Raw genomic sequence first — 16,122 nt, 5'->3', positions numbered from 1 at the left:
ATTTTAAATTAGTAACTTATAAAAATAATAAAGAAATAAAATTTTGTTTTTTGATACAAATTGTTACGTGTTATTGGGTTTATTGATCAAATCCTATTTTTTTAATCAATTTTAATCAAAAATAATATTTTTTTAATCTATATATCTATAAAAGAATGGATGTTTCCATTATATTGTATTTTTTCTATTTACAATTAAATAAATATTAAGGTTTTAATGGGTAGATATTATATGAATAGTCATCAATTAAAACCCGTTTTTATATAGATTAAAGTATTGTATGTTTAGGGTGTGCGTAAATATTTAATAGAATATTAATTAAAAAAATATGTTTTTTATTCATTCGATTAAATAAATTTATATCGCAAACAAATTACTTTAATTGAGTCATTATTGAAGAAAAAAGTTTAAAACTAAAAGGAGTCCAAAAAAAGGACTCCTAATGAACATGAAAAAATCTAAAAATGTCAGCAAGTTTTGATGGGGTGTTATGAGAGTTTCAACGCATTTAAAAGTTTTTGATGTAGTCCACCAAATCCTCCGTTCGACATAACCACCACTGCATCACCCTCACCTGCTTCATTCACGATACGTGCAATAATCTGATCCAGTGAACGACTGACGTGGGCATGATTGGTGGCAGAATCAATGACAGGTTGTAAATCCCAATCCAGACCTTCGGGTTGATACCAGATGACTTCATCTGCTAAACGTGCCGAATACGCCAGACCTTCTTTATGGCTTCCCATACGCATCGTATTGGAACGTGGCTCGATAATTGCCCAAAGTTTTCTTTCGCCCAAACGTTTACGAGCACCATCTAACGTGGTTTCAATCGCTGTGGGATGATGCGCAAAGTCATCATAAACTTCAATTCCCCGGACTGTCCCAAGCAATTCCATACGACGTTTAACGCCACCAAAATTAGATAAAGCATGGCACGCTTGTTCGATACTCACTCCTACATGCTGTGCCGCAGCAATAGTTGCCAAAGCATTGGCCACACTATGTTGGCCTGTCATAGTCCATTGTACTTCGCCTTTGACAACACCCTGATGCAGTACTTTAAAATGACTACCATCTGCGCTGAGTTGCTCTGCACTGAATGCAACATCAGGATTTTGGTTTAAACTGGTACGGACTACAGGCGTCCAGCAACCCATATCTAATACTTCATCAATATTGGTTTCAGTAATTGGAGCAATAATGCATCCTTCACTTGGAATAGTGCGCACCAAATGATGGAATTGTTTTTGGATGGCTGCCAGATCATCAAAGATATCCGCATGATCAAATTCAAGATTATTTAAAATTGCGGTTTTAGGATGGTAATGAACAAATTTTGAGCGCTTATCAAAAAAAGCCGAATCATATTCATCTGCTTCAACACAAAAATACTGACCGCCGCCCAAACGTGCACTTCCACTAAAACCAAGTGGTACACCACCGATCAAAAATCCAGGATTAAGTCCCGCTTGATCCAATACCCAAGCAAGCATGGTGGTCGTGGTGGTTTTACCATGTGTACCTGCCACACCCAAGACATGTTTACCTTGTAAAACATGATCAGCCAAAAATTGTGGACCAGAAGTATATGACAGACCTTGGTTGAGCATATATTCAACTGCGTCAATCCCGCGTTTCATGGCATTTCCCACAATCACCAGATCAGGATGCGGTTGTAAATGACTGCGGTCATAACCCTGCATGAGTTCAATGCCTGCATTTTCTAATTGGGTTGACATAGGAGGATAGACGTTGGCATCGGAACCCGTTACTTTATGTCCTAAATCTCGTGCTAAAAGGGCCAAAGAACCCATAAAAGTGCCACAAATACCCAAAATATGCAGATGCATAACTCGTCTACTCCACTGCCTTGAGCCAGCATTTTATTTATATACGCTAGCATCAATATCAATTCAAATTGACAGCAACGATAACAAGGCTGCTTAGGAAAAGATAGTCATAAATCACGCTATTCGGGTGTTTTGCTGTTGCTTTTGAGTGAAATGACAAGGATTAAATTTTGATGAAAGAATTATTTTTTTGAGATTTCCCTTTTATAATAAATTTCACTGTTCTCATGCTGATCGCGGTCTATTGTGATCAAGGATATTCACTTGAATCCAACATTTATTGCTCTTGGATGTTTAATTATCTCAAATTGCTTTATGACCATGGCGTGGTATGGACATTTGAAATTTTTACATCATTCCCCCTTGTGGCAAGCCATACTATTTGGCTGGCTGATTGCTCTACTAGAATATAGTTTTATGATTCCTGCGACCCGATTATTGGATCAACAAAGCTGGAGTCTGGGTGAAATGAAAATTACTCAGGAAGTCGTGACTCTGATTGTCTTTGTGCCTTTTATGATGTTTTTATTTAAACAACCGTTCAAACTGGATTATTTGTGGGCAATGCTGTGTTTACTAGGCTGCGTCTATTTTGTTTTTCGGAGTCAATAAAAATGGCTACGATCGAATAAAAAAAGCCCGACATCCTGTCGGGCTTTTTCGTATCTTGCTGCTAGGTATAACTCCTGTTGTACCTCATGATCCTGATGGAAGAACTTATGGTTTTTGTTTTATGTTCTGGAACATCCTGTTCCTGATGAATTGATCATAGGGCAAAATAAAAATCAGATATAGACGCAATTTTCTGAGAATTTTGTCAGTAAATGCTTACAAGTTTATCTCTCTTAGCTTTGGACTGATACCCCCGATATTTTTAACTTAATTTGAATTAAAACCCAGTAAAAGCATCAAACTTGATCAATTCATATCAAATTGCTCCAGAGTTTTGGAGCTGTTGAAAAAAACCGCTATAATGCCGCCCATTCTCATTCCTTTCTTGGTGTAAGCCGAGATCTCTATTTTTTATCTTTGATACTTTGGAAATGCCAATGAACGCGGTCGCAGCGAAAGATGCTCAACCCTTAGTCGGAATTATTATGGGTTCTCAATCGGATTGGGCAACGCTAGAACATACTGCCAATATGCTTAAACAATTGGGTGTCCCTTTTGAGGCTGAAGTCGTTTCGGCACATCGTACACCCGATCGTTTATTTGAATATGCAGAAACAGCGCGTGAACGTGGTATTCAAGTGATTATAGCGGGTGCGGGTGGAGCCGCACATTTACCAGGAATGTGTGCGGCTAAAACAGATTTACCAGTTCTAGGTGTGCCCGTGAAATCTTCGATTTTAAACGGCGTTGATTCTTTACTTTCAATTGTACAAATGCCAGCAGGAATAGCCGTGGGAACTTTAGCAATTGGCCCTGCGGGAGCAACCAATGCGGCGATTATGGCAGCTCAGATTTTAGGTTTACAAGATCCTGAAATTGCGAAAAATGTTGCTGATTTCCGCGCGGCACAAACGGATAAAGTCGCAAGTAAAAATATCCCAGGTCAAGTATAAAGAGGCAATCATGGATAAAACCATCGGAATATTTGGTGGTGGTCAACTGGGTCGCATGATGGCTCAGGCTGCTTTACCATTAAATATTCAATGTACTTTTTTTGAAGCCCAGCAAGATTGTCCAGCAGCAGCGCTTGGACCAGTTTTTTCAAGTCAGGCAGAACATGGTTTAAGTGCTTTTATTCAAAGTGCAGATGTGTTTAGTCTTGAGTTTGAAAATACGCCGCTTGAAGATGTCGATGCGCTGAATCAGACCAAGTCTATTTATCCGCCACGTCAGGCGCTTGCAATTGCTCAAAATAGACTCTCTGAAAAGACTTTATTTAATGAGCTTGATATTCCAGTATCGCCTTTTAAAGCAGTAGATAGTCTGGATGCACTGAAACAAGCTGCTACTGAGCTAGGTTTACCAATTGTACTGAAAACTGCAACGGGTGGTTATGATGGCAAAGGGCAATTTGTTTTGCGTGAGCATGGGCAGATTGAACAAGCATGGGCAGAACTCGGGCCTGCAAAATCATTGATCGCTGAAAGTTTTGTAAATTTTTCTCGTGAAGTCTCTATTATTGCAGTGCGGGGACAACATGGTGATGTGAAAACTTGGCCTTTAGCTGAAAATCACCATCATCACGGGATTTTATCGCATTCGATTATTCCTGCGCCGAACAGTACCGATTTGCAACCTATCGCACAGGATTACATTACGCGGTTATTAAACCATCTAAATTATGTAGGTGTATTAACGCTCGAATTGTTTGTGACAGAACAAGGCTTATTTGCCAATGAAATGGCACCGCGCGTACACAATTCAGGGCATTGGTCAATTGAGGGTTCGGTTTGTTCTCAGTTTGAAAACCATATTCGTGCTGTTGCTGGCTTGCCACTTGGTTCAACAGAGGTTGTGCGCCCAACAGTTATGGTCAATATTATTGGTCAACATCCAAAATCTGAGGATGTTTTGGCTTTAAATGGTGCGCATTTACACCTGTACAATAAGACAGAACGTGAAGGTCGTAAACTTGGTCATATTACCTTGATGCCTGTTAAGAGTGAAGATTTAGTGGATTTATGCCGTCAATTGGCACAAATTTTACCTGAGCCTTTGGCGTTAAAAACAGATATGACTTTGTAATCGACGACCTAAACGTTTGTATGTAGGAGCGATCAGAATATTGATCGCTTTTTTATGCGATTTATTTTAAATACACTTTATTTGGATCTGACCTTTTATCTAATTTTTCTCGTCAAATAGCATTCATTTGTCTATTTTTAACATCATTCTTAAGATGAAAATACAAATAAACTCGACATAAAACACTAAAAATTTGAATTCAAATCCTGGATATATTTCATAGGTTTTTTGAATTCAAAAATGTGAATGTATTTTGAATTTAAAAAACCTTGTTAAAATTTCTCTGTTTTAAATTCAAAAGCTGCCATAAAGTTATCCACAAGCGCTAAGGGTCATTTTTTAAATTTAAAAGTCACATAGAGGTGGCAGATGCCATTTGAATTCAAAAAGTTGCTTTCATCGATAACTAAAAAAATTAGCTAACTTGATATTTATGCTGTAAAAAATTTGCATAAAATGTGCTTAAGTTTCAATTTTAAAAGTAAATCTAAAATAGTTTGAATTTAAATAAATAGGGTTTGATTTAAATTTAAAATAAGAGTGTGGATAAGTTTAAATTCAAAAAGGTGTGCGCGTTTTGAATTCAAAAGTTACGAATTTTATCTGTCATTGAGCTATCTAAATGCTAAGGTAAAATCAAACTTTGAATTCAAAAATGGTCATGATAACAATGCGACGTTTGCCTTTATTTTTTTCTTCCTGTTTTTTTCTTGCAACTCAGGCTCAAGCTGAATTAATTATGAATGGTGCAACAATTTCTGCAACCACCACGACACAAGCATCAAGTAGTTTTTCCCCTCAGAATGATTTTCAAAGCTGTATTGCCAATTTACGTTCGCAGGCAATTGCATCAGGTGTGAGTGCAACAACCTATGATCGTTATACTCAAAATTTAAGTCCTGATTATTCCGTGATTGACAAGTTAAATTATCAGCCTGAGTTTTCAACGCCGATTTGGGATTATCTCTCAGGGTTAGTCGATAATGAGCGGGTACAGGCAGGTCAGCAAAAAATGGCGCAGTATCGGGATGTATTAAATCGTGCCTCACAAGTTTATGGTGTACCGCCAGAGACTATTGTTGCCGTTTGGGGTGTGGAAAGTAATTATGGGGATATTTCTGGAAAATATCCGTTATTACAGGCTTTAGGAACACTGAGCTGTGAGGGGCGTCGTCAAAGTTATTTTCGAGGTGAGTTTTTCGCAACGCTACGAATTTTACAGCGTGGTGATTTAAGGGAAGATCAGTTAAAGGGCTCATGGGCAGGGGCGTTTGGTCATACTCAATTTATGCCATCAACTTATGAACGATTAGCAGTTGACTTTGATGGAGATGGTCGCCGTGATCTGGTGTCGAGTGTGCCCGATGCATTAGCTTCAACTGCCAATTTTCTTAAACAGGCAGGTTGGCAAACTGGAATGCCGTGGGGTTTTGAGGTCAAAATTCCACAAGGACTGTCTATAAGTAGTGAAGGAAGACGTAATAAAAAGCCTTTGAGCAGTTGGCAACAACAAGGCTTAACACGTATTGATGGTTCGGCACTGGTGCAGGGCAATCTTTCATTATCAACTCCTGCAGGCTTAATGATGCCCGCTGGTGCGAATGGCCCAGCATTTTTAGTCTTTAAAAACTTTGATGCAATTTATAGTTACAATGCAGCTGAAAGCTATGGTTTGGCGATTGCACATTTATCAGATCGTTTACGTGGTGCGGGGCCTTTTGTAAATTCTTGGCCAACGGATGATCCAGGTACATCGCGTGCGGAACGCCGTGAGATTCAGCGCTATTTGATCAGTCGTGGTTATGATATTGGGGAGGTGGATGGTTTAATTGGTGATAAATCTCGTCAGGCCATTCGTCAGGAACAAACCCGTTTAGGGCTGAATCCAACGGGACGGGCAGGGCAGCAGATATTAAAGGCTATCCGCACTGAACAAGCTGTAAAAATAATGCAGTAATTTTTTAAATGTTAACGATTTAATACAAGGTCTATATGGGTAGACCTTGTATGGTATGGATAGCTTTATTCGATTGGGGATTGATCGAGTTTAACCGCTTCCAGAATATCCATAATCACGGTTGTTACATCCTGACTCAATTCACGATCATTAAAAATTTCATAAGCTGTAATCGTAACATCGGTGTCACTTGGCAGGAGTTTTTGTTCTTCTTCAATAAGGTGTTCAATGGGTAATAAGGTTTGTTTGACCTCTAGATGCAGAATATCTTTAAACTCGACATTTTCATCTTCAAGTTCAATTTCCTGTTCATTGAAATAAGGCAATAAAATTGAATGGAGATAAGGCTGAATCTCAATGATGTCAAGGATTTCAATATCCCGTGTTTGCTCAATCGTACTGATTAGATCATTCACTTCAATCAAGATATGATAGTAACTCACGTCGATCTCCATTACATGTTCATTAGACTAATCTAGCACAATAGCATGAATATGAATGCTATTTCGATGCTCATATCGAAATCAATTTTAATCCCCTGAATTAAACACAAAATAAATGCGAAATTAAAGTCGAAAAGCATTTTTAAAAAAATTACATTAATGTGTAAGCATAGCAAGATCAGCGGGTTGTAGTCTAAAATTATGCATATCTTGTTGTTTTAAAATAGGATACATCAACGCTTTTGGGTCTTGGTTATGCTGTAGACCTAAAGCATGCCCTAATTCATGGGCTAATGTTAAAACCAAATCCTGCTGCGATTCAAATTCATAAATATTGATTTGTTTTCCATCAAATTCACCTTTATGGAATAAACGGCCTTGAAATTTATGGTTATAACTCTGAATATTCTGATTCACTTCCTGATGAATCTGGTTGACTGAGTCGACATTATGATTGATATGTTCCACATTAAAATTATGGGTATTAATTGCTTGCTGCAATTGAGTCTGTTGCTGTTGCAGACTTTGTTTTTGTTGATCCAATGCTATACGTTGTTCAGGTGTCGCTCCACCATTTTGATTGATTTGCTGTACCATCAAATTATATCGTTGCAGACTCATTTGAAACGCTGCTTGTTGCTGATCTAATGATTGTAGCGAACTATTTAATTGCTGTTGCTGGTGTTGAAGGTGTTGTTGTTCAATAGAGTGTAATTGTTGTTGTTGCTTGATTTCCTGAAATTGTTGGAGACGAAGCTTTGTGTCGGCCTGACGTTCATCGTATATAAAGTTTATACGAAGCTGGGCATTCGGATCATAAATAAATAAAGATTTCCCAGTGCCATTTTGCCAGATATAGCTGGCCTGTTGACTCAAGACAATAATCTGTTGTTCGCTTAGTCTGAAACGTGGATCAACTTGACCAATTCTATAGTGAACTTGTGAATCAAAAGGCTGATGATTCATTGTCTTTTCTTTGTTCAGATAGAAAAAGAGCACACATAAAATTGGAATTAAAATGAGCCAGCGCATCTCTTAATGATTCTTTGAAAATAAAATATGATGAGGGTTTTATAACCGTTTTTTTAGAGTTTAATCAATTGTTTTGAAAAGCCTCATAAAAAAACCGTGCATAAGCACGGTTTTTTTATGATTCAAACAGACAAATTATTTTTTGTCGTCTTTTACTTCTGTGAACTCAGCATCTACAACACCATCATCTGCTTTTTGTTGCTGACCTGCATCACCACCTTGGAATGCATTTGGATCAAAACCTTCCGCACCGCCAGCACCTTGGGCTTGTTCATAAGCACGTTGAGTGATAGGCATCAAGATGTTTTGTAAAGCCTCAGTTTTTGCTTTGATGTCATCCACATTATTTTCTTTAGTGGCTGCTTCAAGTTCGGAAACCGCAGTGCTGATTGCAGTTTTTTCATCTTCAGTGACTTTATCACCCAGATCTTTTACTGCTTTATTCGAGCTAGAGACTAAAGCATCCGCTTCGTTACGTGCTTTTGCTAACTCTTCAAACTTACGGTCTTCCTCAGCATTCGCTTCAGCATCTTTGATCATTGCATCGATTTCAGCATCAGACAAACCTGAGTTTGCTTTGATCTGGATTGATTGCTCTTTGCCAGTGCTCTTATCTTTAGCCGATACTTTCAAGATACCGTCAGCGTTGATGTCGAACGATACTTCAATTTGCGGTACACCACGTGGAGCAGGTGGGATATCGCCTAACTGGAAGTTACCCAACAATTTGTTTTGTTGAGCCATTTTACGTTCACCTTGGTAAACCGAAATGTCGACCGCAGGCTGATTATCTGCTGCTGTAGAGAACACTTGTGATTTCTTCGCAGGAATCGTGGTGTTTTTCTCAATGATCGGAGTTAATACACCCCCCATTGTTTCGATACCAAGTGTTAATGGAGTTACGTCTAATAAAAGTACGTCAGTTTTGTCACCAGACAATACTGCACCTTGGATCGCTGCACCAATAGCCACAGCTTCGTCAGGGTTCACATCTTTACGTGGTTCTTTACCAAAGAATTCTTGTACTTTTTGTTGTACAAGTGGCATACGAGATTGACCACCGACCAAGATCACGTCAGAGATCTCAGAAGTTGAAAGACCCGCATCTTTAAGCGCAATACGGCAAGGCTCAATGGTACGAGCAACCAAGTCAGCCACTAAACCTTCAAGTTTTGCACGTGTTACGTTGATCACTAAGTGTTTAGGACCAGTCGCATCAGCAGTGATATATGGAAGGTTGATTTCAGTTGCATTCGATGAAGAAAGCTCGATTTTTGCTTTTTCAGCAGCTTCTTTCAAACGTTGTAATGCAAGTGGATCATTTTTCAAGTTCACACTTTGTTCTTTTTTGAATTCTTCAACCAAGAATTCAATTAATGCGTTATCAAAGTCTTCACCACCAAGGAAAGTATCACCATTTGTTGACAACACTTCGATTTGTTGGTCGCCATCAAGGTCAGCGATTTCAATGATTGATACGTCGAATGTACCACCACCTAAGTCGTAAACCGCGATTTTACGATCGCCTTCTTTTTTGTCCATACCGAACGCAAGTGCCGCAGCAGTTGGTTCGTTAATGATACGTTTAACATCAAGACCTGCAATTTTACCTGCATCTTTAGTCGCTTGACGTTGTGCATCGTTAAAGTAAGCAGGAACAGTAATCACTGCTTCAGTGACAGTTTCACCCAAGTAATCTTCGGCTGTTTTCTTCATCTTTTTCAAGATTTCAGCAGAAACCTGTTGTGGAGCAAGTTTTTTGTCGTTGACTTCAACCCAAGCATCGCCATTGTCTGCTTTGATGATTTTGTAAGGTACAAGACCGATATCTTTTTGTACGGCTTGGTCTTCATAACGACGACCAATTAAACGTTTGATCGCGAATAATGTGTTTTTAGGGTTAGTCACGGCTTGACGTTTTGCACTTTGACCGACCAAAATCTCACCGTCTTTATAAGCGATGATGGATGGAGTGGTACGTGTACCTTCCGCATTTTCAATAACTTTAACTTTATCGCCTTCAAGTACTGCAACACATGAGTTGGTTGTACCCAAGTCAATACCAATAATCTTTGCCATTTGGTGTATTCCTCAAATTTTTTTGCAATGTTTTGCTTGTTATTCGATATGAGAGTTAATCGTTTTTTTTCAAGGATTTTTATGAAAAAAAATCAAAAAACTCTCAAAATTATGTACTTTTGAGCAAATAAACGCTTGCTCTTGTGGATTATTGACCAACCATCACCATAGCAGGGCGTAACAAACGTCCATTTAAGGTATAGCCTTTTTGTAAAACAGTGCCGATTTCATTTGCTTTGGCATTTGGATCAATGCCGACTGCTTGATGTAAATCGGCGTTAAAACCATTTTTCGTATCTGCTTCAACTACGCCAAATTTTTCAAGTGTAGTAAGTAGTGATTTCAAGGTCAGTCTTACACCTTCAAGTACAGGCGTTTCTTCATGACCGGCGGCTTGAATGGCGCGTTCTAAATTATCCACAGAGTCCAATAATTCTTTTGCAAACTTCTCAAGCACAGTTTCTTTATGCTTATCAGACTCACGCTGAATACGTTCTACACTTTTTTGTGCTTCGTAAACTGCATTAGCTGTACGTGCTTTTTCTAATTTTAAACTTTCTTCAAGTTTGCCGATTTGCGCTTTTAAATCTTCAACGCCAGCATCTGTAACTTGCTCGCTATCTTCAGTCTGGATTTGCTCATTATTTTGTGTAGCTTGCTCTGAAGATAAGTCTTGAGCTTGCTCGTTTTGCTCATTAGCCATTGATGATCTCCGTTTAAATGGGTTTTTAAACATGTACAGTCCTTTTGGCACCGGTGTTTGCAACAGCATTATGCTGAACTGCCATGAATTTTGATTCTTAATGAATAACGGATGAGGTATGGGCATCCTTTAAAAATTCAAGCATTCAGTTATATTTAAATCTCTTTAATTTTCTTTATTTAAGTAAAAATCGAGGTGTTCAATTAAAAATGCAATAAATTGCTGAATCATTCTAGGTAAATGTTGCCGGGACACATAAACCAAGGACAGCGTTAAATCGGGTGCAGAAAAATCAGCCAATACGTGTATTAATTTTCCGCGAATTAGATCATTTTGCACCAAACGTGTAGGTAACATGGCGATCCCTTGCGCATTGATACACATATCATACAAAGCATTTACGTCATTACTTTTAAAGGTGCTATTTAAAGGGTAATTTTGGGGTTGCTGTGCAGCATTAAACAGTGTCCAGTACTGACTGGCATGGTGATGGGTAATACAGTCATATTGTAAAAGTTGACTTGGATGCAACAGCGGAGGATGCTTAGCCAAATAATGGGGATGCGCACAAAAAATAGATTTAATGTCATAAATAGGTCGAGCAATCAGTCCATCGGCTACTTTTTGAGTAATGCGCAATGCTAAATCGATCTGACTCTCAATTAAATCAACTGTATTTTCAGTAAGAATAATTTCAAATTGAACTTGGGGGTGCTGCAGTTTAAAAGCACGTAAACATTCATTTAAACCCATTTGATATAAAAATAAACCGCAGGTGAGACGAATCGTACCAGTTTGTTGTTCATGTGCAGCCAACTCATGCAGTAGGGTTTGTTGCTGTAAAATATTTTCGCAATAACGTAAGGCTTTTTCACCCGCAGAAGTAAGAGAAATTTTACGGGTATTACGTTGAAATAAGCGAACTGAAAAAGTTTGTTCTAAATGATCCAGATAACGAGACACCATTGCTCTTGAATAGTTGAGCTGTTCCGCAGCACGGCTCAGGCTGCCTTGTTCTGCGATAGTGACAAATACGTGTATTGCTTTTATGGTATCCATGATGGCAGATCTTAATTGTTGCAATATCTGCAATAGTTTATCTTGCATTGTCGTGTTTATCTGACACAAATTGCAAATTAAAGTTGTATTTATTTATCTGGATTTGATCATGAGTCGTTTTAAAACGCCCATCTTATTTGCTCTAACAACTACTTTTTTTTCTCAAATAGCGATGGCGCAACCGTTAACTATCCAAAACTTTTTAGCTCAACCCCAACATTTTGGTGTGACTTCAACACTGATTGAAGGGGATAAAGAGGTGATGTTGGTCAATGCACAGTTTTCCAAGTCAGAGGCACTTCGTGTCGCGGCTGAAATTCTGGATAGCGGTAAAACTTTAAATACGATATTTGTCAGTTATGGTGATCCAGATTTTTATTTTGGTCTTGATGTATTTAAGCACTATTTCCCCAACGTCAAAATCATCGCTACGCCAGAAACCATTAAGCATATTCAGGATACACAGGCCTTAAAAGTCAAATATTGGTCACCGCAAATGGGGGCTAATGCACCTGAACAGATTATTGTGCCACAAGCTTTCACAGCAAAAACGCTTAACTTTGAAAATGAAAAGATCGAAATTAAAGGACAAAAAGAATTAACGTATTTATGGATTCCTTCAATTAAAGCTGTAGTCGGTGGAATTCCTGTTTCTTCTGGTATTCACTTATGGATGGCGGATACACCACGCACTCAGGATCGAGCAGAAGTAATTCGTGCACTTGAAAGTATTAAGGCGTTACAGCCGCAAACGGTTGTACCTGCGCACATGGTAGAAAATGCGCCACAAGGTTTGGCTGCTGTGAATTTTTCACTGGATTATCTACGAAATTATGAAAAGGCAGCCAAAATCACTAAAACGGCACAGCAACTTTCTCAAGTGATGCAGCAACAATATCCTGATCTCAAAGAAACAGATACTCTGGATTTGGGTGCAAAGGTCGTTAAAGGTGAAATGAAATGGCCTTAATTTGAGGCATAATTTCAAAACTCTGTGAAATTTCATCTCTGCAAAATGGGCTCATTCAAAACAGTGAGCCTTTTTATAAAGATTAAGATGTAATTTGTTAAATTCACTCTGTAACTATTTATAGTGGTTTTACACGATTTATATAACTTCAAAATTCTAATTTAAAGATTTATAACCTGAATTAAAAAATAAAAAATAAAAGATTGAGAACAAGTTAGCGGACGAATAGCGCTCATAGAACATGATTTTTGAGAAATTAGGTCAAGTTAAAAAAAATTGCAGAACATGTACGTCTATCTCTATAAACACCAACCAATGATGTGAGCTTGTTCTAAAAAAATTGTGAATGATAGGCAGCGCAAAGTTGGACTTTGCAATTTTCGTCATAATGAAAGGAAAGAAACATGAAGAAACTTGGTCTATTGTCTCTGGTATTCGCTGGTGTTGCATTTACAGCAGTAGGTTGCGCTTCTGAAGCAGGTTTACACGCCTCTGGTTCAACTCAAACTTCTGCAAGCCCAGAAGCAGCGACAGAAGCTCAGGGCGGTGTTGCAGTGCAAGCAGATGCTGCTACACAAACTCAACCTGTACAGGCATCTCCTGAAGCGCCTCAAATTGCACCTGGGTCAGCTCCAGTTCAATAATATCTTTTGTCTGATAGAGGATGAATGCATAAAAGTGATTATCGGATGCCACCATAACACTGAATTTCACCTCAGCTGCTACTGAGATGAAGCGTTCAAAACCGACAATCATCGAAGATATGACTCACAAACACAGATGTTGATTGCTCTTGAGTCAGCTCTAAGCAGTCAATTATAGTATTTCCATAGCGAACAGGATGTTCCAAACTGGTCGTACAAGCAACGTGGCAGGATGCCAGAGTACGTTCCAAACAAAAGCCTAAATCTATTGAGATTTAGGCTTTTGTTTATACACTGTTGGCAAACTTAATCACGGTCACCATACCTCCAACGACCATCATCGCGATTGTTCCTATAATCATGGCTTCTATCATGATCATATCCCGAACCATGTCGATGATCATGATCTTCAGGCAAAACAATACAACCAACTGCCAGAAATGCGGTTACAATTGAGATAAAAATTACTTTCATTTTACTGCTCCTTATTTTGCTTCAACCAATGGCAAAACTATCCAGTGCCATATAACGTTTGAGTCAATGACTTTTATTTTGGTTGGGATTAGCGTAGGAAAAATTAAGGAAATGTAACTTGATTAGGTGTCTTGTATGCGCATATAGTCAAGACATGCTCAAATATGTAGAAAAAATGAATAAACAGGAATTCTAAGGGAGAGATTCAGTGAACGTATCGCAGCAAAAGCTTCAGGCATTACTGGAAAAAGGGCAGGGGCCAGCAGCACGTGCATTAGACAAACTCCCTGCTTTTGTGCAGGAATCACTGGTTAAATTATTAGGTTATCCCTATCAATATCCGCAACTCGACAGCTTTACCAAATGTTTGATGGCGGTACAGACTAAACAGGGCTATTCAGGTTTCATCGACGAGAATGTCGATCGTTCCCGTCAAATGTTCGAACTGCAAATGCAGTCTATCCGCCGTAAACCCACCCCTGTAGATTTTGTAGAAGATATTCGGTTACCTTTACAAAGCGGTACTATTTTTGCCAGACATTACCATCCTCATCCCAACAAAAAACTACCGATGATTGTGTTTTATCATGGGGGGGGCTTTGTCGTGGGAAATGTTGATACTCATGATGAAGCTTGTCGTCTCATCGCAAAATCGGCCAATGTACAAGTATTAAGTATTGAATATCCACTGGCTCCAGAGTTTTCTCCTAAGCATTTAATTCAGTCTTGTGAAGATGCATTGGCATGGGTCTATCAAAACCGACGCTATTTTAAAATTCTTAAAAATCGTATAGCCGTTGCGGGCGATAGTGCAGGAGGCAATATCAGTACCGTTGTTGCCCAACGCACAATTGGGAAATCTTATGCACCACAGGCACAGTTTCTCATTTATCCAGCGGTGGACTTCAAAAGTCGTCATCCTTCTTTTTATGCATATAAAGATGGACTAGTGCTGACCGGTCGTGATGTAGATTACGTGACAGATTATTATGCGACCCAACACCATGTAGAATTGACAGATCCTATTATTTCTCCTACTTATGGCAATCTGAAAAAATTAGCACCAGCTTATATTGTGACTGCTGGGCATGACGTTCTTCATGATGAAGGTGAAATATATAGTCATAAGCTGCGTCAAAATGGCGTTAAGGTTCAATATGATGAATATTTGGATCAAACCCACGGTTTTATAAATCTCACTCCCGTTTCACGTAAAGCTAAAGCGAATCTAATACAAATGAGCAAAGCATTTAGAAAATTCTGGGATAAACACGCTTAAACCCTACCAGATAAATAAAAAAGGTGTTTCACGTGAAACACCTTTTTTATGATACAAATAACAATACCTTTAAATCTTTTAAAAATAGGCAATAGATCTATTATGCTAATACTCAAAACGACAGCAAATCTGATAAGGAAAAAACATGTTGAAGAAAATAGCTTTGTTGACCACAGGATGTTTAATGAGCGTAAATCTATTTGCCAATACTTTGGTTGAAATGAAAACTTCTATGGGCAATATAGAAATCGAGCTTTTTAATGATCAGGCACCCATTTCAAGTAAAAATTTTGAAAACTACGTAAAAAGTAACTTTTATACAGGCACAGTTTTCCACCGTGTTATTCCTGGCTTTATGATTCAGGGTGGTGGTATGGATGCAAACCTAAAAGAAAAGACAACGCGACCAGCCATTAAAAATGAAGCAAATAATGGTCTCAAAAATACACGCGGTACTTTAGCAATGGCACGTACCAGTAATCCAAACTCTGCAACCAGTCAATTTTTTATTAATGTTGCCGACAACAACTTTCTTAATGCTTCGCCAGTAGATGCAGGATATGCGGTATTCGGTAAAGTCACAAAAGGCATGGATGTGGTCGATAAAATCGTCAAAGTCCCTACGGCTACTATAGGTTCTTATCAAAATGTACCTAAACAACCCATAAAAATACTAAGTGTGCAAATCAAGCCACAAAAAAGTGCGAAATAATAAACAATAAAGCAGAAGTGTGAATATAATATTTCTGCTTTATAATGAAATGGTTACAAAGGTTTTGACTGTAATGTGAGCGAAAAGGGTGCACAAAAATAGAACATCCAATAAAACAATAAGTTAAAAGCACTTGCTTGTATAAAAAATTGACCTATAATGCACTCATCCCGACGCGAAACACGATGAAGATCTTGGCTATTAAGGGTTAAGATTT

Annotated in this window: 14 protein-coding genes; 8 read left to right on the top strand and 6 right to left on the bottom strand. The window is 38.4% G+C overall.

The annotated features are described in order from the left end of the window. Nucleotides 1–488: 488 nt before the first annotated feature. Nucleotides 489–1,856 carry a UDP-N-acetylmuramate:L-alanyl-gamma-D-glutamyl-meso-diaminopimelate ligase gene (mpl, locus tag IAE20_RS16630; RefSeq protein ID WP_200482928.1) on the bottom strand — a complete coding sequence of 456 codons (1,368 nt, stop codon included), beginning with the start codon at nt 1,854–1,856 and terminating at the stop codon, nt 489–491. A gap of 249 nt (nt 1,857–2,105) precedes the next feature. On the opposite strand from mpl, the gene IAE20_RS16625 reads away from it, so the two are divergent. The 4 genes from IAE20_RS16625 to IAE20_RS16610 all read left to right on the top strand — a co-directional run bounded on the left by IAE20_RS16625 (nt 2,106) and on the right by IAE20_RS16610 (nt 6,510). Continuing rightward, entirely contained in the window at nt 2,106–2,468 is a 363-nt protein-coding gene (locus IAE20_RS16625; RefSeq protein ID WP_200461712.1) for a DMT family protein, read from the top strand. 437 nt (nt 2,469–2,905) lie between these two features. Then, nucleotides 2,906–3,421, top strand: coding sequence for a 5-(carboxyamino)imidazole ribonucleotide mutase (gene purE / locus IAE20_RS16620; protein WP_200482929.1), 516 nt, complete (start codon nt 2,906–2,908; stop codon nt 3,419–3,421). Nucleotides 3,422–3,431: 10 nt separating this feature from the next. Continuing rightward, entirely contained in the window at nt 3,432–4,553 is a 1,122-nt protein-coding gene (locus IAE20_RS16615) for a 5-(carboxyamino)imidazole ribonucleotide synthase (protein WP_200482930.1), read from the top strand. 670 nt (nt 4,554–5,223) lie between these two features. Continuing rightward, the gene (locus tag IAE20_RS16610) at nt 5,224–6,510 is read left to right on the top strand and encodes a lytic murein transglycosylase (RefSeq protein WP_200482931.1); all 1,287 of its coding nucleotides are present in this window, start codon (nt 5,224–5,226) and stop codon (nt 6,508–6,510) included. A 65-nt stretch (nt 6,511–6,575) separates the two neighbouring features. On the opposite strand, the gene IAE20_RS16605 is transcribed toward IAE20_RS16610, so the two are convergent. The 5 genes from IAE20_RS16605 to IAE20_RS16585 form a co-directional block, all read right to left on the bottom strand. Then, nucleotides 6,576–6,965: a hypothetical protein gene (locus tag IAE20_RS16605; RefSeq protein ID WP_200461702.1), complete on the bottom strand. Its 390-nt coding sequence runs from the start codon at nt 6,963–6,965 to the stop codon at nt 6,576–6,578. 144 nt (nt 6,966–7,109) lie between these two features. Then, nucleotides 7,110–7,919, bottom strand: a complete 810-nt coding sequence (locus IAE20_RS16600) for a matrixin family metalloprotease (RefSeq protein ID WP_227611175.1) — start codon at nt 7,917–7,919, stop codon at nt 7,110–7,112. Between the two features lie 201 nt (nt 7,920–8,120). Next, entirely contained in the window at nt 8,121–10,064 is a 1,944-nt protein-coding gene (gene dnaK, locus IAE20_RS16595) for a molecular chaperone DnaK (protein WP_200482933.1), read from the bottom strand. A 148-nt stretch (nt 10,065–10,212) separates the two neighbouring features. Further along, complete coding sequence (gene grpE / locus IAE20_RS16590) at nt 10,213–10,767, bottom strand: nucleotide exchange factor GrpE (RefSeq protein ID WP_200461705.1); 555 nt, start codon at nt 10,765–10,767, stop codon at nt 10,213–10,215. A 165-nt stretch (nt 10,768–10,932) separates the two neighbouring features. Then, nucleotides 10,933–11,826, bottom strand: coding sequence for a LysR family transcriptional regulator (locus tag IAE20_RS16585; RefSeq protein ID WP_200461706.1), 894 nt, complete (start codon nt 11,824–11,826; stop codon nt 10,933–10,935). 109 nt (nt 11,827–11,935) lie between these two features. On the opposite strand from IAE20_RS16585, the gene IAE20_RS16580 reads away from it, so the two are divergent. From IAE20_RS16580 to IAE20_RS16565, 4 genes are all read left to right on the top strand, one after another. Further along, complete coding sequence (locus IAE20_RS16580; RefSeq protein ID WP_200482934.1) at nt 11,936–12,796, top strand: MBL fold metallo-hydrolase; 861 nt, start codon at nt 11,936–11,938, stop codon at nt 12,794–12,796. A 404-nt stretch (nt 12,797–13,200) separates the two neighbouring features. Further along, a complete protein-coding gene (locus IAE20_RS16575; protein ID WP_200482935.1) occupies nt 13,201–13,440 on the top strand; it encodes a hypothetical protein in 240 nt (79 codons plus the stop codon). A gap of 682 nt (nt 13,441–14,122) precedes the next feature. After that, nucleotides 14,123–15,193: an alpha/beta hydrolase fold domain-containing protein gene (locus tag IAE20_RS16570; RefSeq protein WP_200461710.1), complete on the top strand. Its 1,071-nt coding sequence runs from the start codon at nt 14,123–14,125 to the stop codon at nt 15,191–15,193. Nucleotides 15,194–15,338: 145 nt separating this feature from the next. Then, nucleotides 15,339–15,905 carry a peptidylprolyl isomerase gene (locus tag IAE20_RS16565; protein WP_200461711.1) on the top strand — a complete coding sequence of 189 codons (567 nt, stop codon included), beginning with the start codon at nt 15,339–15,341 and terminating at the stop codon, nt 15,903–15,905. Nucleotides 15,906–16,122 lie beyond the last annotated feature (217 nt).

Origin of the sequence: Acinetobacter sp. S54, assembly GCF_016624945.1 — a bacterium.
Classification (GTDB): domain Bacteria; phylum Pseudomonadota; class Gammaproteobacteria; order Pseudomonadales; family Moraxellaceae; genus Acinetobacter.
This window is presented reverse-complemented; position numbering and strand designations above follow the sequence as displayed.